The sequence below is a fragment of the Methylorubrum suomiense genome, from assembly GCF_022179765.1.
GTDB classification, from domain to species: Bacteria; Pseudomonadota; Alphaproteobacteria; order Rhizobiales; family Beijerinckiaceae; genus Methylobacterium; species Methylobacterium suomiense.
The window spans coordinates 117,172-142,349 of the sequence record NZ_BPRE01000015.1 but is presented as its reverse complement, the minus strand read 5'-3'; the positions used below and the strand labels follow the sequence as shown (position 1 = coordinate 142,349).

The 25,178-nt window shown below is 65.7% G+C and carries 23 protein-coding genes; 7 read left to right on the top strand and 16 right to left on the bottom strand.

Going from position 1 to position 25,178, the window contains the following annotated elements:
- Nucleotides 1-78: 78 nt before the first annotated feature.
- A complete protein-coding gene (locus tag MFF26_RS20990; protein ID WP_137828126.1) occupies nt 79-816 on the bottom strand; it encodes a L,D-transpeptidase in 738 nt (245 codons plus the stop codon).
- Nucleotides 817-1,032: 216 nt separating this feature from the next.
- Between MFF26_RS20990 and MFF26_RS20985 the strand changes: the two genes are divergently transcribed.
- The 4 genes from MFF26_RS20985 to moaD all read left to right on the top strand — a co-directional run bounded on the left by MFF26_RS20985 (nt 1,033) and on the right by moaD (nt 4,918).
- Nucleotides 1,033-1,752, top strand: coding sequence for a protein phosphatase CheZ (locus MFF26_RS20985; protein WP_137828127.1), 720 nt, complete (start codon nt 1,033-1,035; stop codon nt 1,750-1,752).
- An 81-nt stretch (nt 1,753-1,833) separates the two neighbouring features.
- Nucleotides 1,834-3,915 carry an excinuclease ABC subunit UvrC gene (gene uvrC / locus MFF26_RS20980; RefSeq protein ID WP_137828128.1) on the top strand — a complete coding sequence of 694 codons (2,082 nt, stop codon included), beginning with the start codon at nt 1,834-1,836 and terminating at the stop codon, nt 3,913-3,915.
- A 94-nt stretch (nt 3,916-4,009) separates the two neighbouring features.
- Nucleotides 4,010-4,609 carry a CDP-diacylglycerol--glycerol-3-phosphate 3-phosphatidyltransferase gene (gene pgsA, locus MFF26_RS20975; RefSeq protein WP_238308500.1) on the top strand — a complete coding sequence of 200 codons (600 nt, stop codon included), beginning with the start codon at nt 4,010-4,012 and terminating at the stop codon, nt 4,607-4,609.
- Between the two features lie 57 nt (nt 4,610-4,666).
- The gene (gene moaD, locus MFF26_RS20970; protein ID WP_137828130.1) at nt 4,667-4,918 is read left to right on the top strand and encodes a molybdopterin converting factor subunit 1; all 252 of its coding nucleotides are present in this window, start codon (nt 4,667-4,669) and stop codon (nt 4,916-4,918) included.
- A gap of 7 nt (nt 4,919-4,925) precedes the next feature.
- Here moaD and MFF26_RS20965 read toward each other — a convergent pair whose 3' ends face one another.
- The 3 genes from MFF26_RS20965 to MFF26_RS20955 all read right to left on the bottom strand — a co-directional run bounded on the left by MFF26_RS20965 (nt 4,926) and on the right by MFF26_RS20955 (nt 8,613).
- Entirely contained in the window at nt 4,926-5,687 is a 762-nt protein-coding gene (locus MFF26_RS20965) for an ABC transporter permease (RefSeq protein ID WP_137828131.1), read from the bottom strand.
- A gap of 11 nt (nt 5,688-5,698) precedes the next feature.
- On the bottom strand, nt 5,699-6,625 hold the full coding sequence (locus tag MFF26_RS20960) for an ABC transporter ATP-binding protein (protein WP_137828132.1): 927 nt from the start codon (nt 6,623-6,625) through the stop codon (nt 5,699-5,701).
- A gap of 215 nt (nt 6,626-6,840) precedes the next feature.
- Nucleotides 6,841-8,613, bottom strand: a complete 1,773-nt coding sequence (locus MFF26_RS20955; protein ID WP_137828133.1) for a glucan ABC transporter ATP-binding protein/ permease — start codon at nt 8,611-8,613, stop codon at nt 6,841-6,843.
- A 257-nt stretch (nt 8,614-8,870) separates the two neighbouring features.
- Here MFF26_RS20955 and MFF26_RS20950 point away from each other — a divergent pair, with 257 nt between their 5' ends.
- Together MFF26_RS20950 and MFF26_RS20945 are read left to right on the top strand one after the other, a co-directional pair.
- Nucleotides 8,871-9,644 carry a motility protein A gene (locus MFF26_RS20950; RefSeq protein ID WP_137828134.1) on the top strand — a complete coding sequence of 258 codons (774 nt, stop codon included), beginning with the start codon at nt 8,871-8,873 and terminating at the stop codon, nt 9,642-9,644.
- 56 nt (nt 9,645-9,700) lie between these two features.
- The gene (locus tag MFF26_RS20945; protein ID WP_137828135.1) at nt 9,701-10,534 is read left to right on the top strand and encodes an OmpA/MotB family protein; all 834 of its coding nucleotides are present in this window, start codon (nt 9,701-9,703) and stop codon (nt 10,532-10,534) included.
- Between the two features lie 16 nt (nt 10,535-10,550).
- Here MFF26_RS20945 and MFF26_RS20940 read toward each other — a convergent pair whose 3' ends face one another.
- The 3 genes from MFF26_RS20940 to MFF26_RS20930 all read right to left on the bottom strand — a co-directional run bounded on the left by MFF26_RS20940 (nt 10,551) and on the right by MFF26_RS20930 (nt 14,324).
- Nucleotides 10,551-11,054: a CAP domain-containing protein gene (locus MFF26_RS20940; protein ID WP_238308492.1), complete on the bottom strand. Its 504-nt coding sequence runs from the start codon at nt 11,052-11,054 to the stop codon at nt 10,551-10,553.
- A 52-nt stretch (nt 11,055-11,106) separates the two neighbouring features.
- Nucleotides 11,107-13,833, bottom strand: coding sequence for a DUF3772 domain-containing protein (locus tag MFF26_RS20935; protein WP_308447764.1), 2,727 nt, complete (start codon nt 13,831-13,833; stop codon nt 11,107-11,109).
- A gap of 320 nt (nt 13,834-14,153) precedes the next feature.
- Nucleotides 14,154-14,324 carry a hypothetical protein gene (locus tag MFF26_RS20930; RefSeq protein ID WP_171015409.1) on the bottom strand — a complete coding sequence of 57 codons (171 nt, stop codon included), beginning with the start codon at nt 14,322-14,324 and terminating at the stop codon, nt 14,154-14,156.
- A gap of 71 nt (nt 14,325-14,395) precedes the next feature.
- On the opposite strand from MFF26_RS20930, the gene MFF26_RS20925 reads away from it, so the two are divergent.
- The gene (locus tag MFF26_RS20925) at nt 14,396-14,944 is read left to right on the top strand and encodes an HNH endonuclease (protein ID WP_137828138.1); all 549 of its coding nucleotides are present in this window, start codon (nt 14,396-14,398) and stop codon (nt 14,942-14,944) included.
- A gap of 58 nt (nt 14,945-15,002) precedes the next feature.
- Here MFF26_RS20925 and MFF26_RS20920 read toward each other — a convergent pair whose 3' ends face one another.
- The 9 genes from MFF26_RS20920 to pal form a co-directional block, all read right to left on the bottom strand.
- Complete coding sequence (locus MFF26_RS20920; protein WP_137828139.1) at nt 15,003-15,290, bottom strand: hypothetical protein; 288 nt, start codon at nt 15,288-15,290, stop codon at nt 15,003-15,005.
- 26 nt (nt 15,291-15,316) lie between these two features.
- Nucleotides 15,317-16,306 (bottom strand): outer membrane protein, encoded by a 990-nt coding sequence (locus tag MFF26_RS20915; RefSeq protein ID WP_308447763.1) that lies wholly within the window; start codon nt 16,304-16,306, stop codon nt 15,317-15,319.
- Nucleotides 16,307-16,614: 308 nt separating this feature from the next.
- Entirely contained in the window at nt 16,615-17,448 is an 834-nt protein-coding gene (locus MFF26_RS20910) for an outer membrane protein (RefSeq protein WP_137828140.1), read from the bottom strand.
- 169 nt (nt 17,449-17,617) lie between these two features.
- Complete coding sequence (locus MFF26_RS20905; RefSeq protein ID WP_137828141.1) at nt 17,618-18,481, bottom strand: outer membrane protein; 864 nt, start codon at nt 18,479-18,481, stop codon at nt 17,618-17,620.
- A 339-nt stretch (nt 18,482-18,820) separates the two neighbouring features.
- Entirely contained in the window at nt 18,821-20,161 is a 1,341-nt protein-coding gene (gene glmM / locus MFF26_RS20900; RefSeq protein ID WP_137828142.1) for a phosphoglucosamine mutase, read from the bottom strand.
- 177 nt (nt 20,162-20,338) lie between these two features.
- The gene (gene ftsH / locus MFF26_RS20895) at nt 20,339-22,267 is read right to left on the bottom strand and encodes an ATP-dependent zinc metalloprotease FtsH (RefSeq protein ID WP_137828143.1); all 1,929 of its coding nucleotides are present in this window, start codon (nt 22,265-22,267) and stop codon (nt 20,339-20,341) included.
- Nucleotides 22,268-22,417: 150 nt separating this feature from the next.
- Nucleotides 22,418-23,449, bottom strand: a complete 1,032-nt coding sequence (gene tilS / locus MFF26_RS20890) for a tRNA lysidine(34) synthetase TilS (protein WP_505744340.1) — start codon at nt 23,447-23,449, stop codon at nt 22,418-22,420.
- Complete coding sequence (ybgF, locus tag MFF26_RS20885; RefSeq protein ID WP_137828145.1) at nt 23,446-24,453, bottom strand: tol-pal system protein YbgF; 1,008 nt, start codon at nt 24,451-24,453, stop codon at nt 23,446-23,448. The genes tilS and ybgF overlap by 4 nt, the downstream gene beginning before the upstream one ends.
- 96 nt (nt 24,454-24,549) lie before the next feature.
- Nucleotides 24,550-25,077: a peptidoglycan-associated lipoprotein Pal gene (gene pal, locus MFF26_RS20880; RefSeq protein ID WP_137828146.1), complete on the bottom strand. Its 528-nt coding sequence runs from the start codon at nt 25,075-25,077 to the stop codon at nt 24,550-24,552.
- Nucleotides 25,078-25,178: the final 101 nt, after the last annotated feature.

Here is a 25,178-nt window from a genome sequence, read left to right as displayed (position 1 = left end):
TTTTTTCGGGCTCGTTACAATGCGTGGAAAGGCGTCCGACCCTCGAAGAAGCCGGTGGCGACACCCTCGCCGATCAGGTCAGATCACTTCGACGCGGGTGCCGACGGGCGTCCGTTCGTAGAGATCGATCACGTCCTCGTTCATCATGCGGATGCAGCCCGAGGAGACGTTCTGGCCGATCGTGTGCGGCTCGTTGGTGCCGTGGATGCGGTAGAGCGAAGTACCGAGATAGAGCGCGCGCGCGCCGAGCGGATTGCCGGGTCCGCCCTCCATGTGTCGCGGCAGATCGGGACGGCGTGCCAGCATCTCGGCGGGCGGCGTCCAATCCGGCCATTCGCGCTTGTTCGTGACCGACTTCGTCCCCGTCCACACGAAGCCTGGCCGACCGACGCCGATGCCGTAGCGGATCGCTTGGGCACCCGGCTGAATCAGGTAGAGGTATTTGGCTTGGGTATCGATGACGATGCTGCCGGGCCGCCCCGGGCCGTCATACGAAACCACCTGACGGGCAAAGCGCGGATCGGCCGAGCGGGCGATGGCCCCCTCCTCCGCCATCGGCTGCGACGGCAGCGCCGCCAACCGGGTGCGAGACTCGGGCCGCATCATGGCTCGGGGTTCGGAGGGACGCGCGGAGACCGCACCGTAGCCGTCGAAGGCGGATGAAGAGGGCTGACCCTGGGCGCTGCCCGTCATCAGGTATTCGATGAAGCCGCCGCCATATTGACCGGGCTGGATCGGCGCGCGCGCCTGGGCCAGGGCCGGCCCCGATCCCACCATGGCGAGGCAGAACACCACCCCGCGCCATCCGAACCGCATCGTTCCCTCCCGCCGATTGCTCAGGATGGCGCAAGGGTCCGGCAAGGCCGCTCGCGGCCGATGAATGAAGATGGTGAATCGCGGAAGGGCCCCCGCAAATCGATCGATGTCGTCAATGTCCGATTAACGGCGACGGGGATGGGCCATCTTCAGCAAATGGAAACCACTGCGCGGGATTGTATCGCGACGACGCGATTCCGAAGGCCGACACGACCGATGATGACCAAGCGCTACCGCATCGAGGACAGCCTCGGCTTGGCCACCCCGGTTGCGCCCGTGCAGCCGGTCGAGGCCGCGCCGAGCCCGCGTATCGAGGAGATCCTCGCCGCCATCAACGACCTTCGCCGCATCACCCAGATGAGCGCGAGCGAGACCGTGGAAGCCTGCCGACGCGAACTCGGTGAAGCCTTCGCCATGCGTCACGAACTCGAACTGATGAAGGAAGCGATCACCCGCACCAAGACCGAGATCGCCAGCCTCCACCGCTCCGAGCATTCCGGCAAAGGCATGCGCCGCGTCGCCGGTGAGCTCGATGCCGTCGTCGAGTCGACCGAGCAGGCCACCTCGACGATCCTCGGCGCGATCGAGCGGATCGAGACCAACGCCAACATGATGCGCGGCGTGCGCCTGCCGAAGGCGGCCCAGGAGAATGTCGACGCGATTCTCGACAGCGTGATCGGCGCCTACGAGGCCTGCAACTTTCAGGATCTCACCGGGCAGCGCATCAGCAAGATTGTCGGTGTCCTGAAATTCGTCGAGGAGCATCTCGACCGGGTGATCGATGCCTGGAGCGGGCTCGACAGCTTCCGGGATCTCCTGGCGGTCGATGCGATCGGACCGTCTGAGGACGACGAGAGCTCGCTGCTCAACGGGCCCAAGCTCCACGACGATCCCGGCCATGTCGATCAGTCGGATATCGACGCGCTGTTCGACTGAACCAACGCCGACGTGGAATGAGCCGGACATGGATCCGGCGCTGCCCTTCCAACCGGAATCGCGTCGGCCTACATCAGCGGCATGAACCGCGCGACCCGATCCAGCTTCGAGGACGTCCCGCCCGAGAATTTCGACGAGGACGAGGGCGAGACCCAGGGGGCCGACGAGATCGCGGCCCTCGACGAGGCGCCCGAGATCGATTTCGATATCGATCACGGCGCGGTCAAAGTCGGCACCGAGATCATCCGTCGATTCTGGTCGACCCTGCCGTCCTCGCCCGGCGTCTACCGGATGTTCGACCATAAGGGCGATGTCCTCTACGTCGGCAAGGCCAAGAATCTGAAAGCGCGAGTCGGCTCCTATGCACGGGGTCAGGCCCACTCGAACCGCATCGCGCGCATGATCGCGCAGACGGCGGCGATGGAGTTCGTCACCACCGCCACCGAAACGGAAGCGCTTCTGCTGGAAGCCAACCTCATCAAGCAGTTGAAGCCGCGCTTCAACGTGCTGATGCGGGACGATAAATCGTTCCCCTACATCCTGCTCACCAGCGACGGTCCGGCCCCCCAGATCGTCAAGCATCGCGGTGCGCGGCGCCGGAAGGGCAATTATTACGGCCCCTTCGCGAATGTCTGGGCGGTCAACCGCACCGTCAACGCGCTGCAGCGGGCCTTCCTGCTGCGCACCTGCTCCGACAGCTATTACGAGAATCGGACCCGGCCTTGTCTGCTGTTCCAGATCAAGCGCTGTTCCGGTCCCTGTACCGGTGAGATCGCCTCCGAGGATTACATCGCCCTCGCGGACAATGCCCGTGCCTTCCTGTCCGGCAAATCCAACGCCGTGAAGGACCGGATGCGGGAGGAAATGCAGAGCGCCGCCGAGGCGCTCGAATTCGAGCGCGCCGCGCGCTTCCGGGATCGTATCGCGGCGCTCTCCGCCATTCAGGGGACGCAGGGGGTCAACACGCAAGGCGTCGAGGAAGCCGATGTCTTCGCCCTCGACGAGCAGGCGGGTCAGTTCTGCATCGAGGTGTTCTTCTTCCGGAACTTCCAGAACTGGGGCAACCGCGCCTATTTCCCGAAAGCGGATCGATCCATGAGCGCCGAGGAGGTGCTCGCGTCGTTCATCTCGCAGTTCTACGACGACAAGCCGGCGCCGCGTGTGGTGCTCGTCAGCCATGCCGTCGAGGATGCGGAGCTGGTGGCCGCGGCCTTGTCCAGCCGGGTGGAACACCGGGTGGAGATCCACCTGCCGCAGCGGGGTGAGCGCCGGAACCTCGTCGATTACGCCAAGCGCAACGCCAAGGAGGCCCTCGGCCGACGCCTCGCCGACACCGCCTCGCAGGGCAAATTGCTGACGGCGCTGGGCCAGACGCTTGGGCTCGACAAGCCGCCGCGCCGGATCGAGGTCTACGACAACTCCCACATCTCGGGCACGAACGCGGTGGGTGGGATGATCGTCGCGGGCCCGACCGGCTTCATGAAGACGCATTACCGCACCTTCAACATCAAGTCGGAGGAACTGACCCCCGGCGACGATTTCGGCATGATGCGGGAGGTGCTGACCCGCCGCTTCAAGCGCTTGGCCAAGGAGGCCCCCCGGACGCCCCGGGAGGCGGAGGTGGGCGAGCCGCACGCGGCGGTGGAGGGGCAGGCAGTACCCGCCGCGACCGAAGCGGAGACGGTTCCGGAAGATATCGACACCTTCCCGGCTTGGCCCGACCTCGTGCTGATCGATGGCGGCGCCGGCCAATTGGAGGCCGTGCGGACGGTGCTCGCAGAGATTGGCGTGACCGATGTCCCGCTGGTCGGAATCGCAAAGGGACGAGATCGGGACGCCGGCCGAGAAACTTTCTTTCTGCCTGGTCGACCGCCCTTCAAGCTGCCGCCACGGGATCCGGTGCTCTATTTCGTTCAGCGCCTGCGTGACGAGGCACACCGTTTCGCCATCGGCACCCACCGCGCCCGTCGCAAACGCGAGATGACGAGGAACCCCCTGGACGAGATTGCCGGCATCGGGCCGACGCGCAAGCGCGCGCTCCTGCACCATTTCGGAACCGTCAAAGCGATTCAGCGGGCGGCTCTGGACGATCTCGCCAAGGCTCCGGGCGTCAATGCCGCCACCGCCCGAGCGGTCTACGACTTCTTCCACACCAATGCCTGAACCCGTCCCCGGCCCCGCTTTCGTTCCGGTTCGCGAGGATGCGCCGCAGACACCGCGGTTGACGCCCTCCCCGGCCCATGATTTCTCGGCGCCGATGAACGCCGTCCTCCCTCGACGCCGGTCGCCGGCCTGGACGCTTGCGAACTGCCTCACCTATGGCCGCCTCGTCGCGGTCCCGGTCGTGGTCGTCCTGCTGTTCTGGCCGGAAGAGCTGACGGCACGCTGGGCCGCGTTCGGGGTCTTCGTCGTCGCGGCCATCACCGATTACCTCGATGGCTACGTGGCGCGCGCCTACGCGCAGAGTTCGGCCCTCGGTCGCATGCTCGATCCCATCGCCGACAAACTGCTTGTGGCCGCCTGCCTGTTCATGCTGGCGGCCGACGGCACCATCGAGGGGCTGTCGATCGGAGCCGCGATCGTGATCCTGTGCCGTGAGGTGCTGGTGTCGGGGTTGCGCGAGTATCTGGCCGAGCTGAAGGTCGGACTGCCGGTCAGCCGCATCGCCAAGTGGAAGACGACCGTGCAACTCCTCGCCCTCGGCGTTCTCGTCGCCGGTCCGGCGGCGGAGGAACTGTTCCCGGGGAGCATGACGCTAGGCATCGTTCTGCTGTGGCTCGCCGCCGCCCTCACGCTCTATACCGGCTGGGACTACATGAGAGCCGGTGTCCGGCACGCGATCGACGATCCGCGCTGAATTCGTTCGAGCCTTGAGGACCATCCGCATGACTGGTGCGGGTGCGGGAGCACGCGCATGAAACTCGTCTATTTCGCCTGGGTGCGCGAGCGCGTCGGAAAGCCCGAGGAGACCGTGAACCCGCCGGCCGAGGTCGCGACCGTGGCCGACCTGATCGGCTGGCTGAAGACCCGCGGCGAGGAATATGCCTATGCCTTCGAGGCGGAAGACGTCGTGCGCACGGCCATCGATCGCGTCCATGCCAAGCCTGCCAGCCCGATCGCCGGCGCGCAGGAGATCGCCTTCTTCCCGCCGATGACGGGAGGCTGATCCCGCTTCAGCTCTTCAGGCGGTACCCGGTGCGGAAGATCCACGTCACCAGCCCGAGGCACAGCGCCAGGAATAGGAACGTCACGCCGACGCTAATCCCGACCGAAACGTCGCCCTTGCCGAAGAAGGCCCAGCGGAAGCCGCTGACGAGGTAGACCACCGGGTTGAGGAGGCTCACGCCGTGCCAGAATGGCGGCAGCATCTCGATCGAGTAGAAGCTTCCGCCGAGAAAGGTCAGCGGCGTCACGACGAGCAGCGGGACGAGCTGGAGCTTCTCGAAGCCGTCCGCCCACAGACCGATGACGAAGCCGAACAGGCTGAAGGTCAGGGCGGTCAGGAGGAGAAACGCCACCATCCAGACCGGATGCTCGATATGCAGCGGCACGAACATCGCTGCCGTCGCCAGAATGACGAGGCCGATGAAGATCGACTTGGTCGCCGCCGCGCCGACATAGCCGAGCACGACCTCGAATGGGGAGATCGGCGCGGACAAGAGCTCGTAGATCGTGCCGGCGAAGCGCGGGAAATAAATGCCGAAGGCGGCATTGGACACGCTCTGGGTCAGGAGCGACAGCATGATCAGACCGGGGACGATGAAGGCGCCGTAGGCGATGCCATCGACCGTCTGCACCCGCGAACCGATGGCCGCTCCGAAGACCACGAAATAGAGCGAGGTCGCGATCACGGGCGCCACGATGCTCTGGAGCGCGGTGCGCCAGAAGCGCGCCATCTCGAAGCGATAGATCGCCAGGACTGCCGGCAGGTTCATGACGGAAGTCCTCAAGCCCGCTCGCGGACGAGATCGACGAAGATCTCTTCGAGCGAGCTCTGGCTGGTGTCGAGATCGGTGAAGCCGATGCCGGCGGCGGCGAGGTCGGTCAGCAATCCGGTGATGCCGGTACGCTCCCGCTTGGTATCGTAGGTGTAAATCAGCGTGCGGCCGCCGGAGGCGAGCTGGAGGCCGAAATCGGCCAAGCTGTCGGGCAGAGCGGTGATCGGCTCGTTGAGATGCAGGGTCAGCTGCTTCTTGCCGAGCTTGCGCATCAGCTCGACCTTGTCCTCGACGAGGATGATGCGGCCCTTCCGGATCACGCCGACCCGGTCGGCCATTTCCTCGGCCTCCTCGATGTAATGCGTGGTCAGGATCACGGTGACGCCCTGATCGCGCAGGCGACGCACCAGACGCCACATGTCCTGGCGCAACTCGACATCCACGCCGGCGGTGGGCTCGTCGAGGAATAGAACCTGCGGTTCGTGGGCGAGGGCCTTCGCGATCAGCACCCGCCGCTTCATGCCGCCGGAGAGCTGCATGATGCGGTTATCCCGCTTCTCGTAGAGACTGAGATCCTTGAGGATCCGCTCGATATGGCCGGGATCCTTGCGCAGCCCGAACAGCCCGCGGCTGAAGCTGACGGTGTCCCACACCTTCTCGAAGGCGTCGGTGGTGAGTTCCTGCGGCACCAACCCGATCATGCGGCGCGCGGCGCGGTAATCGGTGAGGTGGTCGTGCCCAGCCACGCGAATGCGTCCCGAGCTCGGCGTCACGATTCCGCAGACGGTGTTGATGAGGGTCGACTTGCCGGCGCCGTTCGGACCGAGCAGGGCGAAGATCTCACCCTTGCTGATGGTCAGGTTCACGTCCTGAAGGGCGTGGAGGCCGGAGGCGTAGACCTTCGACAGGTTCTCGATCGAGACGATCGGCGACATCGCGGTCCGGGAGCGGGGGCGGGGCGCGCCCTATACCACGCCTCGCGCCCTCGTGAAGGTGTGGCCGATCCGTGACGCTGCGGAGTTTCGACGCGTCGAGGCGGATTGCCGGGGAACCGTTGTCCCGTCTCACGCTTTCAACCAGCACTCTCCTGCGAAACCTCCCCTGACCCGGCCTGCCCTCTTCCGAGAGCGGGCCGTTTTTCTGTGGGACGTCACGCCGCCATGGGCAGATCGTCCTCCGTCTGCGCCGCCATGAACTGCGCCTTGGCGAGGTCGGCAAAGCGATGGCCCTGGGCGACCAGCTCGTCGAACGTTCCCGCCTCCACGATCCGGCCCTGCTCGAACACCAGGATCCGATCGGCGTTGCGGATCGTCGCGAGGCGGTGGGCGATCACGAAGGTCGTGCGGCCTTCCATCACCGTTTCCAGCGCCTGCTGCAGCTTCCGCTCCGTGGCGGCGTCGAGGGCACTCGTCGCCTCGTCGAGGATCAGAACCGGTGGGTTCTTCAGCAAGGCGCGAGCGATCGAGAGGCGTTGACGCTCGCCGCCGGAGAGCGAGCGGCCCCGCTCGCCGATCACGGTGTCGAGGCCGTCGGACTGGCGCGCCATGAACTCGCCGGCCTGGGCGCGCTCCAGCGCATCGAGCATCTCGGCGTCGGTCGCATCGGGGCGGCCGACCTGGAGATTCTCGCGGATCGAGCGATTGAACAGCATCGGCTCCTGGAACACGACACCGATGTTGTGGCGCAGGCTCGACAGACCGATGTCGCGGATATCGGTGCCGTCGATGCGGATCGCGCCATGCTCCGGGTCGAAGGTCCGGTGAAGCAGGCCGAGTGTGGTCGACTTGCCCGAGCCGGTGGTGCCGACGAGGGCCACCGTCTCTCCGGGCTTCGCGCTGAACGAGACGTTGTCGAGCGCACGGCGGCGGCCGTCATAGGAGAAGCTGACATTCTCGAACTCGACCGCGCCCTCGGGCCGGGCCAGGGGCTTCGCCTGGGGCCGGTCGCGCACGGTCGGCACCGTGTCGAGCACCTCGAAGAACTCGCGCATCTTCGGGGCCTGCATGAAGACACCGTTCACGAAGGTCACGACATGGTCGAGCTTCGTTACCAGCATCGTGGCGAGGCTCATGAAGGCCACGATCTCGCCGACCGTCGCGGCGCCCTTCTGGTGCAGGGCGATGCCGGTGATGAAGATCGCGGTCATGGTCAGCGTGCCCGACGCGCGGGTCGCGACATTGGCGAGCGCCCACCACGACAGGACCGGGATCTGCACGCGCAGCAGATCGTGGATGATGTTGCGCATCGCCTCCTTCTCGGCCCGGGCGCGGGTGAAGGATTGGATGACCGCGACGTTGCCGAGCGCGTCGGACGCATGGGCGGCGAGACCCGACTGGTACTCTTCGACCTCGCCCTGAAGCGTTTCCGTGCGGCGCAGGACGTAGCTCGCCAGGGCCGTGAAGATCAGGACCAGCACGACGAGGATCGCACCGAGGCGCCAGTTCACGAACAGGGTCAGCGGCAGCAGCACGCCCACCGAGAGCAGGGCGGCGAAATGCTCGCGAAAGAAATTGAGCCAGATCCAGGCCATGCCGTTCGTGCCCTCGAGCATGGCTTTGAGCACGCGGCCGGAATGGTTGGACGAGTGGAAGGCGATGGGCAGTTCGAGAACGTGCTCGAAGTAATTCGCCATGGTGGCGAGGCGATTGCGATGCGCCAGCCGGTCGGAATGCAGGGCGATGGCCACGCCGGCTCCGATGGTGAACAGGCCGAACACCACCCAGGCGACGATCCAGGGAGCCAGAGTGCTCGCGGGAGATTCCTTCGACAGATGGGTCAAGCCATCGATGATCCGGCCCATGATGAGCGGCTCGGCAAATGCGGCGACCGCCAGGGCGACGTTGGCCAGGATCAAGCCGACGGCCAGCCGCTTCTCCGCCCCGAGCAGGCCCAGAACCCGCGCGTAGAGTCGAAACATCGACATCAGGTATTCGCTCCCCGTCCCGTCCTGCCGTCGTGCGGCACCGGGTTGTGAGACTCGCCGGGAAACGTCCCGGCCCCGACGATCACGACCCGCTCTAGCGGTTTTCCGACCATCGGTGCGGGACTTATGCCCTGCCTCCCCTGAACGGCACATGACGCGGAGAGCAGCGATCCGGCAACGCCTTTACGCTTCCTTCAGCCTGTTTTTTTAGACCTGTGACGAGTGCCCGCAGGCGGGCTGGATCGGGCGTCGCGTCAATGGATCTCGCAACCGGTATCGGGCTCGTCGGTGGCGTCGGCGTGGTCTTCACGCTGATCATGATCGATGGCGGCAACTTCGCCGCCTATTTCGACAAGCACGCCGTCATCGTCATCTTCGGCGGCGCGATCGCCGCCACGATGATCCGTTTCCCCTTCTCGACCATGCTGCACGGCCTGCCGATGGGCCTGCGCTACGCGTTCACCATGCGATCCATCAAGCCGCACGAACTGATCGAGGAGATCACGAAGATCGCGGACGTGGTGCGCAAGTCCGGTCCGATCGCGCTGGAGAACATGGAGATCTCCGACCCGTTCCTAGCCCAGGGCGCTCGCTACATCGCCGATGGCTACGACCGTGACTTCATCCGCGACACGATGGAGCGCGACCGCGACAACTTCCTGATGCATCTCGACGAGGGCTCGAAGATCTACCGCGCCTTCGGCGATTGCGCCCCCGCCTGGGGCATGATCGGCACCATTCTCGGCATGGTGACCATGTTCGCCAATATGTCGGACCCATCGAAGCTCGGCCCCGCCATGGCGACCGCCCTGCTCGCGACCCTCTACGGCGCGCTGATCGCCAACATGGTCACCCTGCCGATCGCCGACAAACTCCACGTCAAGCTGGAGGAGGAGGACGTGTCGCGATCCCTCATCATCGACGGCATCCTGCTGATCCGCGACCAGAAGAGCCCCTCGCTCGTGCGCGAGATGTTGATCGCCTACCTGCCGGCCAACCACCGCGCCGACCTCGTCGCCGAAGCGGCTTGACCCACGAGGGCGCCGCTCCCCGTGGAGCGACGCGTCCGGTTTGAGGAGACAGGAGCGTGGCCAAGAAGAAGCGCGGTGGCGCGCATGGCGGTCACGGCTGGTTCGTGACCTTCGCCGATCTGATGGCGCTTCTGATGAGCTTCTTCGTCATGATCGCCGCCTACTCGACCCAGGACCAGAAGAAGCTGCAGGTCGTGGCGGGATCGATGCGCGACGCCTTCGGCACCAACAAGGAATCGAAGTTCGCCGGCATCATCGAGCAGGAGGGCCTGCCGACCGCCGACAAGCTGCGGAATCTGCGCGACGTCTCGCCGGATCGGGCGAGCGACCGCACCACGCCGCCGCAGGTCGAGAGCGGTCTCGACGACGGGATCCCCGATCGCGGCTATCCGGACGCCTTCGGCCAAGCCGCCGCCTCCCTCTATCAGGCCATGCAGGACATGCCGGAGGTGGCGGAGATGTCGAAGAACATCATCATTGCGCCGACCAAGCGCGGTCTCGACGTCGCCATCGTCGATCAGGACGGGCGCTCGATGTTTCCGGAGGGATCGAGCCGTCCCTACGACCGCACCCGGCGCCTGCTGGAACGCCTCGTACCCACCCTGGTACGGCTGCCTAACCGCATCGTCGTGACGGGATTCACGGCGACCCCACGGCCGGGCTCCCGCGACACAGCTCCTCCCTGGGAGCTTTCGGCCAACCGTGCTCTGAGTGTCCGCGAGATCTTAGCCAGTGCCGGCATGCCGGAAGATCGCTTCGCCTCCGTGAGCGGCAAGGCGGACACGGAGCCGATGTTTCCGGACAACCCCTATCTTGCGGCCAACCGCCGGGTGACGGTCACCTTGCTCTCGGAACCGCCGGCGACGCCCAACGGCAAGGGAATGCCGTGAGGGCTGCGTCGACGGCCTATTTGGCGACGAGCAGCGCCCAGTAGACCTTGTACTTCGAATTCGGCGCGTAGGCCGTGGCGATGCCCATTCGGGACGTCTCCGGTGCCAGCATCACCGAACGATGCGGTGGGCTGTCACGCCAACCTGAGAACGCCTCCGCGAGCGTGTGATAGCCCGCGGAGAGATTGGCATCGGCCCCCTCGTAGCCCAGCCGTCCGACCGCGCTGCGGACCGTGCGGCTGCTGCTCGGCCGATCGGCCGCCGCCATCGCCGCTGCCTCCGCTTCCGCCAGCCTCTGCAAGTCCGGATCGAGCCGGAGCGGCGGAAGGCCGTTGTTGCCGCGATAGGCCGAGATCATGTCGCGCGCCTCACCCGTATTCAGGGAGGTCGAAGCGGTCGTCAGTGGCAGGTAGAGAGTCGGAAGCGCAGCCTCGGGCGTCGTGCGGCTCGCGCAACCCTGCAGAAGGGCAGCGAGAGCAAGAGCCGCAGCGATGGCGGCGAGAGGCGGACGTCCCGACACGAATCCAAGTCCCGAAAGAGATGGCGTTAGGTGGGAACGGCTCGGCTTCAGCTCAAGAGGGCTGACCGAGTTTGCGCCGCCCGCCGTCCCACTGACCATCGGCCCGGCGTGATTCGTCGCGTGAGCCGGAAACCGGGCTGCTGCCCCCCTCCCCGGCAGGCGCCTCGGCCGGAGCCGCGACTGCGACGGTCTGAGTGTTGCCGACCGCGTGCGCGATCTGGCCAAGCGCGTCGCGCACCGGCTCCAGACCTTGAACCGTGATGAAACTCGACGCCGGGCCCATAGGCGGAATGAATTCCGCGTCCGACAGTGTCTTGAACACCGAAAAATTGAGATCGCTCTGGACCTTCTGCGAAAGGTTCACGTCGACGATCATCGCGACCAGCTCGAATTCCAGGAAGGGATCGCCGATCTTCTTGAACACGACCCGCGGCGGCGGCTGCTTGAGCACGTCCGGATGGGCGCTGGCGCAGGCCACCATCATCTCCGCGGCCCGCACCGGATCCTGATTGCGCAGGACGCTGACCGCGATGATGACGCGGCCGGTCCGGTCGCCGCGCACCCGATTCTTGACGATGCCGGAGATGAGATTGGAGTTCGGCACGATCACGGCCGAGCGGTCGAAGGTCTGAATCTCGGTGGAGCGCACCGAGATGCGCTTCACGATGCCCTCGGAATCGCCGATCAGCACTTGATCGCCGACGCGGATCGGACGCTCCCACAGCAGGAGCAGACCTGAGACGAAGTTGTTGACGATCGACTGAAGGCCGAAACCGATACCGACCGAGAGCGCGCCAGCGACGATGGTGAGCTTCTCGAGGCTCAGGCCGAGATACGAAAACGCCAGCGCCAGGGTCAGCAGGAAGCCGACATAACCCGCAACGGTCGAGATCGAGTTGCGCAGCCCGGCATCGAGGTCGGTCGCCGGCAGATAGGTGTTCTCGAGCCAGCGCTGGATGCCCCGGGTGATGAAGACGCCGACACCCAGGATGGTGATCCCGAGCGCGATGGCCGAGAGCGAGATGGTGACGTCGCCGATCTTGAAACCGAAGAAGGCGGTACGGATCGAGGAAAAGACGTCGGTGGAATCGAGACCCCAGGGCGCCAGGATCAACAGGGCAGCGATGGCGATCAGCAGCACCCGGGCGGCGCCGGTGGCGAGGACGGCGATCTGATTGAGCGACCGGCGGCGCAGGCCGGTATTGGCCTGAAGGGTCGTGGCAAGGCGCGTCTCGCCGCTCAAGCTCCCGCCGATCAGGGTATCGGCGCTGGCCATCAGCAGCCAGAGCAGGACGATGAGCCCGGCGGCCCAGATGAGCTGGTCGACCAGGAAGGACGAGAGGGCAACGTAGCCGACGAGCGGCGCCACCGCGATCACCGCCGCCGCCGCCCAACCGAGCAGGCGCAGCGGGCCGCCGATGCCGCTGGAGGCATCGGCGGCGACGTAGGGGCCGAAGCATTCCTCCTCCTTCTCCGCCGTGTCGGCGAAGCGGTGGAGACCGATGGCGAGCAGAGCGGCGGCCGCGACGGCGCCGAGGCCGCGCGTGGCGATGGAGATCGGCAGGGCCGCGTAAATGGCCGAGTTCAAGGCTTCGAGCGACTTCGAGACGGTGATGACGACGGCGATGGAAACGGCCAGGGCCGAGATCCGCCACGCTGCCGCGTCCGAGACCGGAGCCGGGCGCCAAGCCGGTTTGCCGACGGCGAGCAGGGCATCGGCGCTTGCCTGAACGAAGGCCACGAAGGCAAAGCCGCCGACGATCGCACTCGCCACCGGCAGAAACCGTACCGGTAGGAGTTCGGTGGCGTCGAGGGCGTAGTAGATCGCGTAACTGCCTGCCACCGCCGGGAGCGTGCCCAACAGCAGGACCCGCCACGCCGCCAGCAACTTGCGCCGCCGCGATGGATCGGTGACCGCCGTATCGCGACGCCCGAGCCGGGGTGCGATGTTGCGGCGTCCAAAATAGAGCGCGAAGGACAGGCCGAAGGCGAGCCCGAGCACCAGAAGGTTCCAGAGGGTGCCGTTGCGGCGGAAGAGCGTGAGCGTATCGTCCAGGCCCGACTTGAGCGAAGTGATGTCGCGCGGAATGTCGGCGGCGACCCGCATCCATAGATCCGGGCTCAGCAGCGACGAGGAGCGCTCCAGCAGACCGCGGGTGAAGGCGGCGCGGCGGCGGTTCGCAATCTGATCGACGATCTGGTCGCTTTGAACCAGAAGCGATTTCGCCAGCCGTTGCGTCCCGTCGACATCGTTGACCGCCTGCTCGCGCTCGGCCCGCTCGCGCGCGACGTCCTCGCCCTCCTCGCCCTCCTTGGGCTTCGGGCCGATCTGCTCCAGGCGTTCGCGGGCAGCATCAAGGCGCGGGGCCAGGGCGTCGATGATCGTCCGCAGGCGATCCGCGACGGCGTCGAGCCCGTCGCGGGCGCGGGTCAGGTCTCCGGGGCCAGCATTGGGCCCGGTGATCGACTTTTCCCGGGCTTCGAGGTCGGTCTTGATGCCTTCCAGCCGGTCACGGACCGTCTGCAGCGCCTCCGAGACCGGCGTCTTGGGCTGGGCCGGCTTGGCGGCGAGAGCCGGTGCGGCCGCCTGTCCCTGCGCCGGCGTTGCGGCGGGCTGTGCGGGCGCGGGCTTCGGCGGTGAGGCCGGCTGCTGAGCCGCGGGCGGCGCGGCCTGTCCCTGACCGATCGCTGCATTCGGAAGCAGGGCGCTGACACCGAGACCGGCGATCAGACCGGCGCTTCGGGCGAGGCGGCGGAGGCCGGGGAGTGATGAGAGCATCGTCATCCTTTGCCGGAGGATTCGGGGTCCTGACGGTTCACGGGCATGCCCGTGCAGCCCGGCCTCGATCGCCTGGGTCGCAGTCGTGCCTGCCGCGGAGGCCGGTGTGGCGCGGTTGCGCGGCAATTCCGCCACGCTCGCCCCCCACCGGCCCCGTTCCTCTGCCCGCGCAATGGGGCGAAACCGTGCGGCTCGGCCAATTCCGTACGGACGACATCGGCGGGGGATATCACCCGCCGCGACGACACGGCAGGACGCCTCGCCTTCACAAGCTTGTCACGCTGATATTAGACTAAGCGCCGATGGACTTGGCCATATCCTCACGCAGCGAGGAGGCGGCGCTGATCGTCCGCCCCGCCACGCTTGGGACCGAGCCGGCACGTTCCGCCGGACGGGAGAAGCGTCGCCGTCAGGATACCCCTCACCAGGATGCCGTTCGCCCGGATCCGGCCCTGCCGGATGCCGGGCTTCCGCCGTGGCGGGTGCGGCATGGGCCTTCCGGACTTCCTCCGGCCGAGGCTGCGGCGCCACCGGGCGCCGCCGCGAGCAGCGAGTGGCGTCGATGATCGATCTGCAAACCCTGGTCCTCAACGCGGATTACCGGCCGCTCTCCTACAATCCGCTGTCCTTATGGTCTTGGAAGGACGCATTCACGGCCCTTTTCCTCGACCGCGTCACGCTCGTCGCCAATTACGACGTCGAGGCGCATAGCCCGAGCCGGTCCCTCAAAGTACCGAGCGTCGTCGCCCTGAAGAGCTACGTGGCCCTCGCCCGAAGCCCGGCTTTCACCCGCTACAACATCTACCTGCGGGATACCTTCAGCTGCCAATATTGCGGCCTGCGCCTTCCCTCCGGCGGCCTCACCTTCGACCACGTGGTGCCGCGCTCCCGCGGCGGCCTTTCGACCTGGGAAAACGTGGTCGCGGCCTGCTCACCGTGCAATCTTCGAAAGGCCAACCGCACACCGGCCGAGGCCGAGATGCCGCTCCTCAACGAGCCCCACCGACCCACCCGCTACGAACTGCACCGCCGCCAGCCGGAATTCGACCACCGGCAATACCACCACACCTGGCTCGACTACCTTTATTGGGACAGCGAGCTCGACAGCTGAGCGGTTTGCTTGCCCAACCCTCTCACAGCGGATGAGGGCGACCGTTCGGGGGATCCCCTCAGCGAAGCGGCTGTGGCGGTTCGTTGTAGATCGGTTGATTGGTCGCGCGGGGCTGATAGCCCTGTACCGTGTAGCGGATCACGGGAGGGGGCGCACGAAACCCGGGCCCGGGCGGCGGCAGCCGGAATCGTGGCCGGGGATCGCGATACGGCACCTCCGGCGGCAGCATCTCGGCCACCGGACGATGCGCGGTACGCCGCCCGATTTCCTGCGCGGCGGCCGAGCAGCAGGCGAAGCCGCAGGCGGACGCAGCGAGAGCGGCGACGATGGAGAGAATGGGTCGCACGGGGCTGCCTCGCAAATTCGAGTGCGTCAGAACTTGACGGCGGCACCGCCGCGGACGGTGTTCACATTGACCTTATGACCATCAAAATCGTTGAAGAGGATGTACTGATACTCGCCGCGCAGAACGATGTTCGATGTCAGGGCAAATTCAAGACCGGCACCGAGGGCTACGCCGGCCATAGCCTTGCTTTTCTCCTTCACCGGGATTTTAACGAAGCCCGATGGGGTGGAGAGATTAGGATTATTGGGATCGAACCGAGTGTACCCGTGATTGTAGGGTATTCCCGCCTTTGTATCGGCTTGATACGCTGCAACGGCCGTCGCATCGTAGCCGTAGTTCTGAACTCCAGGCTGGTCAGAGATTGTCGCCCGCCCGATAGCAATACCGGCCGTCACGAAGGGCAAAAAGCCCCCGAAGGCGTATCCAGCCCGACCACGAATTGTCCCATAATCCTCAAGTTCAGTTTTCGAGAATCCGCGCAAGTTAACGGTTTCAACCATGTTGCCCTTAGTGGTCATAATACGACTTATGGCATTATAGGACTCACCTGATTTGCCAAAGTAGGTGTAATCCGCCTCTACGCCGACGACAACATCGTCAAACTGCAGGTTATAACCAGCATATCCGCCATAAGTTGCCCCGTGGACGCGACGGGGCGGCAGCGCAAGGAACGACGAGACGTTGTATTCAGCTTCGATGTCTCTGTTCCGGAAATAAGCGCTATAGATCTTACCAAGGGAGCTAGAAAAACTCATGGACGATGAAGAGTATCCCCCATGTCCGCCAACATAGAAGCCACTCCAATCGATATCGGGAGCGGGGGCATAATCGTCATCCGCGCCGCGCAAATAGCCGTAATCGAGATCGGCCGCGGCGGCGCCGGACGCCGACACGAGAGCAGCGAGAAGACCAAGGGTCGCGATACGCATCGTCATCGTCCTCCAGCCACCGGAGCGGAACGATGCGCCGGGCTGATCATACCGTGGTACTTCGGTAACCTTAATTTTCTGTTCCAAGACAGTCTCGGGTTGTGTCTCATTCGGACAGTCATGATCTTCCGAAGACCACGCTAAGAATGGCAAGCAGTCTGATCCGGCCGTCATGGTTATGATGAAGGGGCGCACCGGCCCGGCGCGGTGTTCACCGCCGGGTGCCAGCGCCAGAAGCGCGGCACCCTGAAGCCCTCAAGGCTTAGGCAATCCGCGCGAAGCGTCGTCGATATCTTCCGGTTGCCGATACGGCATCGAGCGCGAGTTCAAGGCCCGAAGTGCCTGATGAATAGGGTGACCGACCCCGACCTACGGTCGCGATCGGCGCCCCGGCATCAATTGCCGTAGGGGTTGTTCAGCCCGGGCGTGAACAGGTTCGAGAAGCTGTAGCGCAGGCCGATGCGAAACTCGTTGGAGGCCAAGTCCTTTACGCGGGTGCCGAAGCCGTAGGCGTCGAGGCCGCTCTTGGAACGCCCGAGATCGACGTAGCGATAGGCAGCGTCCACGGTAAAGCCCGCGCCGATGTCGTAGGACAGACCGGCGGTGAGCGCCCAGGCGAAGCTCGCAACGGAATGATTGGGCCGGGGCACCGCATCGCGCGGACCAGGCAGCGAGCCGGTGACGCCGTCGCATTCCGCGATCAGGCAGGTGGTTTGGGTGTAATTGCGACGCATGTTTTTGTCGGCAAAGCCGATGCCGGCGCCGATATAGGGCGTGAAGCCGTACCATGTCCCGAGATCGGCGTAGACGTTCACGAGACCGGTCAGAACATCGATCTTGCCGGCCTCGACGTTGTAGCCGGTTGCGAAGTTCGAGCGAGACGAGAAGGCTCGGAAATCCGAGCTGGACCGCTGATCAAACGTCGCATCGACGCGAAGCCACGGATTGATGCGGTAGCCGACACCGCCGCCATAGCCGCCCTCGCGGCTCATGCGCACTCCGACGAGGGGGGGCAGGCCGGGATCGTTGGGGTCGGGCAAGGCCGCATCCTTGGGATGGCGGAACCAGCTTTCCGTGTAGTCGCCCCGCAGATACCAGCTGCCGCCGATCTCGACGGGAGCGGCCACCGGCAGCGGCGGCGGAGGGGGGAGATCCGCCGCTGCGGCAAGGCCAGGCGCAGCGCAGACGATGATGGCCGCCGCAAGGGCGAAACTCTGCAGACCGATCATGGACTCTCTCGGGTCATCGGCGGCCGGAGCCGCTCTGCGATTGTCCAGAGGTTGCCGCAAGAAGGTTATGATCCACTTAACCTTAACGGCTCACGTCCGAACAAAGAAAGACGGCGCGGGATGTCCCGCGCCGTCTCCTCCGTCAGGCAACTCGATTGGATGGCTACACTCAGTACTTGCGCACCAGCGGGCCGGGCGCCGGATAATCCATCGGCGGCAGGGGCGCAGGCGCACCGAGCAGGTAGCGCAGACCGACCTTCACATCGTGGGTATCGATTTCCTTGACGCGGTAGACCGTGCTCAGACACGTCGCGCCGCAGGTCACGATACCCGTCTGGGCGTCACCCATGTTGAGGTAGCGATACGCTAATTCGAGCTTGACGTTGTGGGACAGGGCATAGGCGATACCCGCATGGGCAGCCCAGGCGAAGTTCGTCTTATCCTTGGCCGGACCGGTGCCGTAGCCGCCGGCATAGGCGCCGAAGCCGTAATCGTTCGCGGTGCCGAACATGTGGTGGGCCACGCCGACGCCCGCGCCGAAGAACGGTGTCACGCCAAAGAAGGTACCGAGTTCGACGTAGCCGTTGACGAGGCCAACGACCGAATCGAACTTACCCTTGGTCAGGTTGTAACCGTTGGTGTTCGGAAACGTCGTATCCTCGGCATAGAGGTGCCACTTCGCATGAAAGCGGTACTCGCCGGTGGCATCGAAGCGCAGCCACGGGTTGACCTGATAGCCGACACCGCCTCCGGCAAACCACTGGCTACCGACCTTGTCCTGGATGGCCTTGTAACTGTACGGGGTCGGCGGCTTGGAGACGTCGATCGCCTCCGTGCGACGCAGTTCGAGGTCACCCCAGCCAGCATCACCGCGGAGGTACCAGCCACCGGCAAAATCGACGGTCTCGACAAGCGGCGGGGGCGGAGGCGGCGGAGGCAGAAGATCGGCGGCTTGGGCCAGGCAGGGCACCCCGACGCCCGCGAGGAGCGTAAGAGAGCGCGCCCAGGCGAGCTGCGTTGTGCGGCGGCGCATGCGGATATCCTTCACTCGTTGGGCGCGCCGAAAAACAGGGAGGCCAGCCCGTGGTGCGAGTGGAAGAATGATCCCCGGCGGTTAAGCCGCGCTTAACGCTAAAAATTAGCCTTGCCGATTTCCATGATTTCTCGTCGGAACTTCAAAACTGCCACAGGTGGGCGAATTGCAGCGAATTCCGGAGGCCGTCCGCAAGTTCATTCGATCAGCCGACAGCTATCGCAACTGTTGGGAAGCCCTCGATGATCGCAGGGTGATTTTGTTTTCAGCAGATGCGGAGGAGATGACCCGCTAGCCCCGGCCTCATTGCGGAAGCCGGGGGCTTGCCCATCAGCGCCGTTAGGCGGCGGCGCGGGTCACCGCGTCGACCACCTCATCCACCACCTCGTTGACGAGCGCGCGGTCATCGCCTTCAGCCATGACGCGGATCACCGGCTCGGTCCCCGACGGACGAATGACGAGACGACCCGAGGCGCCGAGCCGGTCCTTGGCCTGAGCGATGGCCGAGACGACGGAATCGGCGCGCAGCGGCTCACCGGAGCGGAAGCGGACGTTCTTCAGGATCTGCGGCAACGGCTCGAAGCAATGACAGACCTCGCTCACCGGCCGTTCCTGACGCTTGACCACGCTCAGGAGCTGAAGGGCCGCGACAAGCCCGTCGCCGGTCGTGGCATAATCCGACATGATGATGTGGCCGGACTGTTCGCCCCCGAGATTGTAGCCGTGCTCCCGCATGTATTCGAGAACGTAGCGATCCCCGACCGCCGTTCGAGCGAGCGACAGCCCGAGGCCGTTGACGTAGCGTTCCAGGCCCAGATTCGACATGATGGTCGCGACCAAGCCAGGCTGGGTGAGACGCTCGTCCTCCTTCCAGGAGCGAGCGACCACCGCCATCAGTTGATCCCCGTCAACCTTCTGCCCCTTCTCATCGACGATCAGCACCCGATCGGCGTCGCCGTCGAGGGCGATGCCGACATCGGCGCGAAGCTCACGGACCTTGCTGATGAGCGCGTCCGGGGCGGTCGAGCCGACATCGTGGTTGATGTTGAAGCCGTCGGGTTCGACACCGATGGAGATGACCTCGGCGCCGAGCTCCCACAACGTTTCAGGGGCGACGCGGTAGGCGGCGCCGTTGGCGCAATCGACGACGACGCGCAGGCCTTCGAGCGTGACGTGACGCGGAAGCGTGCGCTTAGCGAACTCGATGTAGCGCGCATGCACGCTCTCGATGCGCTTAGCGCGTCCGAGATCACGTGAACCGGCCAGCTTCTTGCGGAGATCGCCGTCGAGAAGCCCCTCGATCTCGAGCTCAAGCTCGTCATTGAGCTTGAACCCGTCGGGACCGAACAACTTGATGCCGTTATCCTCGAACGGGTTGTGCGAGGCCGAAATCATGACGCCGAGATCGGCGCGCATGGAACGGGTGAGCATCGCGACCGCCGGTGTCGGCATCGGGCCGAGCAGCAGCACATCCATGCCGACGGACGTGAACCCGGCGACCAGGGCCGTCTCGATCATGTAGCCCGAAAGACGGGTGTCCTTACCAATCACCACGCGATGACGGTGATCGCCCCGCTGAAACACGACGCCGGCCGCTTGCCCCACCTTCAGGGCGAGCTCCGGGGTGATCACGCCGTTGGCGCGTCCGCGGACGCCGTCGGTTCCAAAGTACTTGCGCAAGTCCGTCGCTCCCGGTTGCCCGGGTCCCTATACGATAAAGCGGTACACGGCTGGTGACGAAGCGTGGCGAATCGATGGTGAACCGCCGCGCCGCATCTGACACGGCACCCGTTACTGTTGCACAAAAAAGGGCCCGCCGGAGCGGGCCCTGATTAGAAGTTGCCGTGGGAGACCGCGTCAGCCCTGAGGCTGGGGGGACGGCTCCAATCCGCCATCACTGCCCCGAGGCCGCCCGCGACCCGTCGACGGCACCGGCGAACCGCGGGCGGGCGTCGGCGGCACGTCGCCGGAATCGCGCACGGGCGGCTCACCCTGGAGCAGCTTGCGGATCTCATCGCCGGACAGAGTCTCGTATTCGAGCAGTCCCTGGGCCAGCGCTTCGAGGTCGTCGGCGCGATCGGCGAGGATGCGACGAGCCTCCTCGAGTCCGGCCTCGACCAGTCGGCGCACCTCGGCATCGATCTTCTGAGCCGTCGCTTCGGACACCGTCTGCTGACGGCCCATCGACATCCCCAGGAACACCTCGTCGTTGTTGTCGCCGTAGGCCACTGTTCCGAGTTCAGGCGAGAAGCCCCAGCGGGTGACCATCATCTTGGCAAGGCGGGTCGCCTGCTCGATGTCCGACTGAGCGCCGGAGGTCACCTTGTCCTTCCCGAAGGTCATTTCCTCGGCGATGCGACCGCCCATCATGATCGCGAGTCGGGAGGTCATCTGCTCGAACGACATCGACAGCTTGTCGCGCTCGGGCAACTGCATGACCATTCCCAGGGCACGACCACGGGGAATGATCGTGGCCTTGTGCACCGGATCGGTCGCCGGAACATTGAGGGCGACGATGGCGTGGCCGCTCTCATGATAGGCGGTCAGCCGCTTCTCGTCCTCGGTCATGACCAGGGTGCGCCGCTCAGCACCCATCATCACCTTATCCTTGGCGTCCTCGAATTCGTGCATCGTGACGATACGCTTGCCACGACGCGCCGCGAGCAGGGCCGATTCGTTGACGAGGTTCATCAGGTCCGCGCCGGAGAAACCGGGGGTGCCGCGGGCGATGGTCTTGAGATCGACGTCGGGAGCCAGCGGAACCTTCCGGACATGGACGCGCAGGATGCGCTCGCGGCCGGTGACGTCCGGGTTCGGCACCATGATCTGACGATCGAAGCGGCCGGGACGCAGCAGGGCCGGATCGAGAACGTCGGGCCGGTTGGTCGCGGCGATGATGATGACGCCCTCATTGGCCTCGAAGCCGTCCATCTCGACGAGCAGCTGGTTGAGCGTCTGCTCCCGCTCGTCGTTGCCGCCGCCGAGGCCCGCGCCGCGATGACGACCGACCGCGTCGATTTCGTCGATGAAGATGATGCAGGGCGCGTTCTTCTTGGCCTGCTCAAACATGTCACGGACACGGCTTGCGCCGACGCCGACGAACATCTCGACGAAGTCCGAACCGGAGATCGTGAAGAACGGAACGTTGGCTTCACCCGCGACCGCACGAGCGATCAGCGTCTTACCGGTGCCGGGCGGGCCGACCAGCAGAACGCCGCGGGGAATGCGTCCGCCGAGACGCTGGAATTTCTGGGGATCGCGCAGGAACTCGACGATCTCCTGCAGATCCTCCTTGGCCTCCTCGACGCCAGCGACGTCCTCGAAGGATACCCGTCCGTGAGCCTCGTTGAGGAGCTTCGCCTTCGACTTGCCGAAGCCCATGGCGCGGCCCGCTCCGGACTGCATCTGCCGGCTCAGGAAGATCCAGGCGCCGATGAAGACCAGGATCGGCAGCCAGCTCACCAGCAACTGGATGAACCACGGGGTGTTGTCGGACGGCGGGCGGGCGGTGATCGACACGCCCTTGCTCTGGAGCTTCGAGACGAGGCTCGGATCGTTCGGGATGTAGCTCGTGAAATTGCCGCCGCCCACATAGGTGCCGCTGACATCCTGACCGGCGATCACGACGGACTGGATCTTGCCGGAATCGGCATCATTCAGGAGTTGGCTGTAGGCGATCTCGCTGCCGCCGCCGCGATGACCCGGGTTCTGGAACAGGGTCACAAGGGCAAGCACCAGCAGGAAGATGACGACCCACAGGGCGAAATTGCGGAAATTCGGGTTCATCTCTCGGTCCTGAGAGGCGTGCGGGCGACTTCCCGCGGCTGCCGGGGCATGCTCCACGCGCTCGGAGCCAATGTAGGCGGCGCTCCTCCCCTTGCCAAGTAAATCGAAGCGCCCTGCGGCGAGGTCGCCCCACAGGATTATTGCCGCGGTTCACCGCATCCGGCGCGGCGCGGCGGGCGTGAGGCGGATGCGTCCCGAGGAACCGACGCTGACAATCACGCCCCTCAGGGTCCGTCGGATCGTGTCGCCTCGGGCCAACGCGGGCAGAATCGCGTCGAGGACGAGGCTCTCAAGCCGCTCCAGCCGTCTCGGTACCCGCTCCCCCTCGAGCTGGGAGGCAACAGCATCGAGAGCGGTATCGATGACACGGAGGACGAGCGCATCCGCTTCGCCGGCCAGGCGGCGGCCATCGACAACGACCCCCTCCCCCTCACTCTCGCGGGTCACTTCTTTGAACAGACCAGCGGCGGTCGCCGCGAGAGCCGCATCGTCGCGCGCGAGGCGATGCGCAAGCCGCGCCAGCCTCGATGCCGTGAGCCCCTCCCCCTCCAGAGCCGGCATCAGCCGCCGTAGCCGGGCACGGGCGAAGCGCTCATCCCCATTGGATGGATCGCTGACGAAGCTCAGCGAATGGGCCTTACAGTAAGAGACGAGGTCGGCCTTCTCGATCGAGAGAAACGGGCGAAGAAGCCGCAAGTTTGGCGTGAGCCGACGTTCCGCGCGCATCCCCGCGAGGCCTGCGGGCCCACTGCCGGCGATGAGACGCATCAGGACGGTCTCGGCTTGATCGTCGAGTGTATGGGCCGTGAGGAGGATCTCGGCGCCGACCCGCTCGGCATGCGCCGACAACAGGCGATAGCGTGCGGCCCGCGCTTCGGCCTGGATCTGCCCGTCGCGCCGGGGCTTTTCCCAGGTCAGCACGGCATGCCGCAACCCGAGCGCGGCGGCCCGTTCGCCGACCGATCTGGCTTCCGCCGTCGAGCCCGCGCGCAATCCATGATCGACGGTGGCGACGGACAGGCTTGCCGGCGATCCGTACCTGGCAGCCGCGTGCATGAGGGCCGTCGAATCTGGACCACCAGATACGGCCAGCAGTAGGGGGGCCGTGGCTGCGTCGAGGATCATTGCGAGCGCGCGGGCGATACGCTCGTCGATGGAGGAGCCTGTTACCGTTCGGCTCAAGCCGCGCAGCGGGCGCGCTTCAGCTCCCGCTCGACGCCCTGGCGCACCGTGGCGCCCGCGCTCGGAAATTTCCGCTCGACTTCCGCGAGGGTCGCGCAGGCCTGCGCCTTAGCACCGAGGGCATGGAGCGAGGCTCCGAGCTTCATCATTGCCTCAGGAGCGACCGGGGAGTTGGCGTAGTCGGTCGAGACTTTCAGAAACTGCTCGGCGGCCTCGCGGGAGCGATTGCGCTGCAGGTAGCTCTCACCGAGCCAGTAGGTCGCCTTCGGCACCAAGCTATTGCGCGGATGCGACTGGATGAACTGGCGCAGGCTCATTTCGGCCTGCTCATATTGCCGTTCGCGGATGAGCGCGTAGGCAGTCTCGAAATCCGCCTGGGCGTCGCCACTGCCCGTGGCAGCGATACTGGCCGATCCCTGCGGCTCGGCCGTCGCGACCACAGCGCGGGGTTGGGGCGGCGCGATATCGACCGGACCTCCGAGGCCGGGGGGCGGCAGATCGGTGTCGCCGGGCTCGCCGGCATCGCCCTCGTCCACACCCGCGCGGCGCATCGGTGCCTCCGCCTCGGCGATGGCACCAGTGGGCAGCGGCAGCGAGGGCTGCGTGGTCCCGAATTGTTTCGGCGCACCGGGTGCATTCGGATTCTGCGCCGGGTCGAATGCATCGCCCCGCTTGGCCGGCTTACCCTCGCCCGGATTAACGCCGTAGGGTGCGCCCGAGGGGGCCGGCGAGGCCGCGGGAGGCGGCGCGGGCGCCCGACGCGGTGCGGCGGGGGCGCTTCCCTTCCCGTCCTGGAAGCGGAACTCGACATCCTCCTGGAACTTGCGCAGCTGCTCTTTCAGCTGACGATTTTCGTATTGCAACGTCTCGATCTGGCCCGACATCTGGCGGGAGACATTCTCCAGCCGATTCAGGCGGACGATCAGCTCGGACGCATCCTGCGCGCCCGCAGGTGCGCAGCAGGCGAGAGCGATCCCGACGGTAAGGAGAAGGCGGCGGAGCATAGCGGCTGGCACCGATCGTCCATTCGTTCGCGGCCGTTCCTCGCGTTAGCAGAAGGCCCGGCCGGCCGCAAAACCGGGATCTTCCGCGAGCGGGCCTCAGGAACCGGCGCCACCGTCGAGGACGGTCACGGCGCGACGGTTCTGCGACCAGCATGAGATGTCGTTGCACACCGCGACCGGGCGTTCCTTGCCGTAGGACACCATTCGCATCCGGTTCGCGGCGATGCCGCGGGAGGCGAGGTAATCCTGGACCGCCTGCCCGCGTCGGGCACCGAGGGAGAAGTTGTACTCGCGGGTGCCGCGCTCGTCGGCATGGCCCTCGATCAGGAAGGAGTAGCGCGGGTAGCGCTGCAACCAAGCAGCTTGCTTGTCCAGGGTCGCGGTGGCCGTCGGTGTCAGATCGGTCGAGTCGGACTCGAAGAACACCCGGTCGCCGATATTGACCACGAAATCCTGCGCGCTTCCGGGTCGTCCCGCACCGCCGCCCATACCACCAGCCGCACCGCCCGCGCCGAAACCCGATGCGTCGGCGAGATTCTGGTCTTTGGAGCAGGCGCCGAGGCTGAGGGCAGCGCAGATTGCAAAGGTGAGGGAAAGCCCACGGATACGCGCGGGTGTCGGCATCGTCGTTCTCCTCGGCACGTCGATGGCGCGCCGGTTATGTCCACTGGCGACCGATTTAGCCGCTGATGGTTAAGCGTCCTTGACGCTGAGGGCGTCCTAGC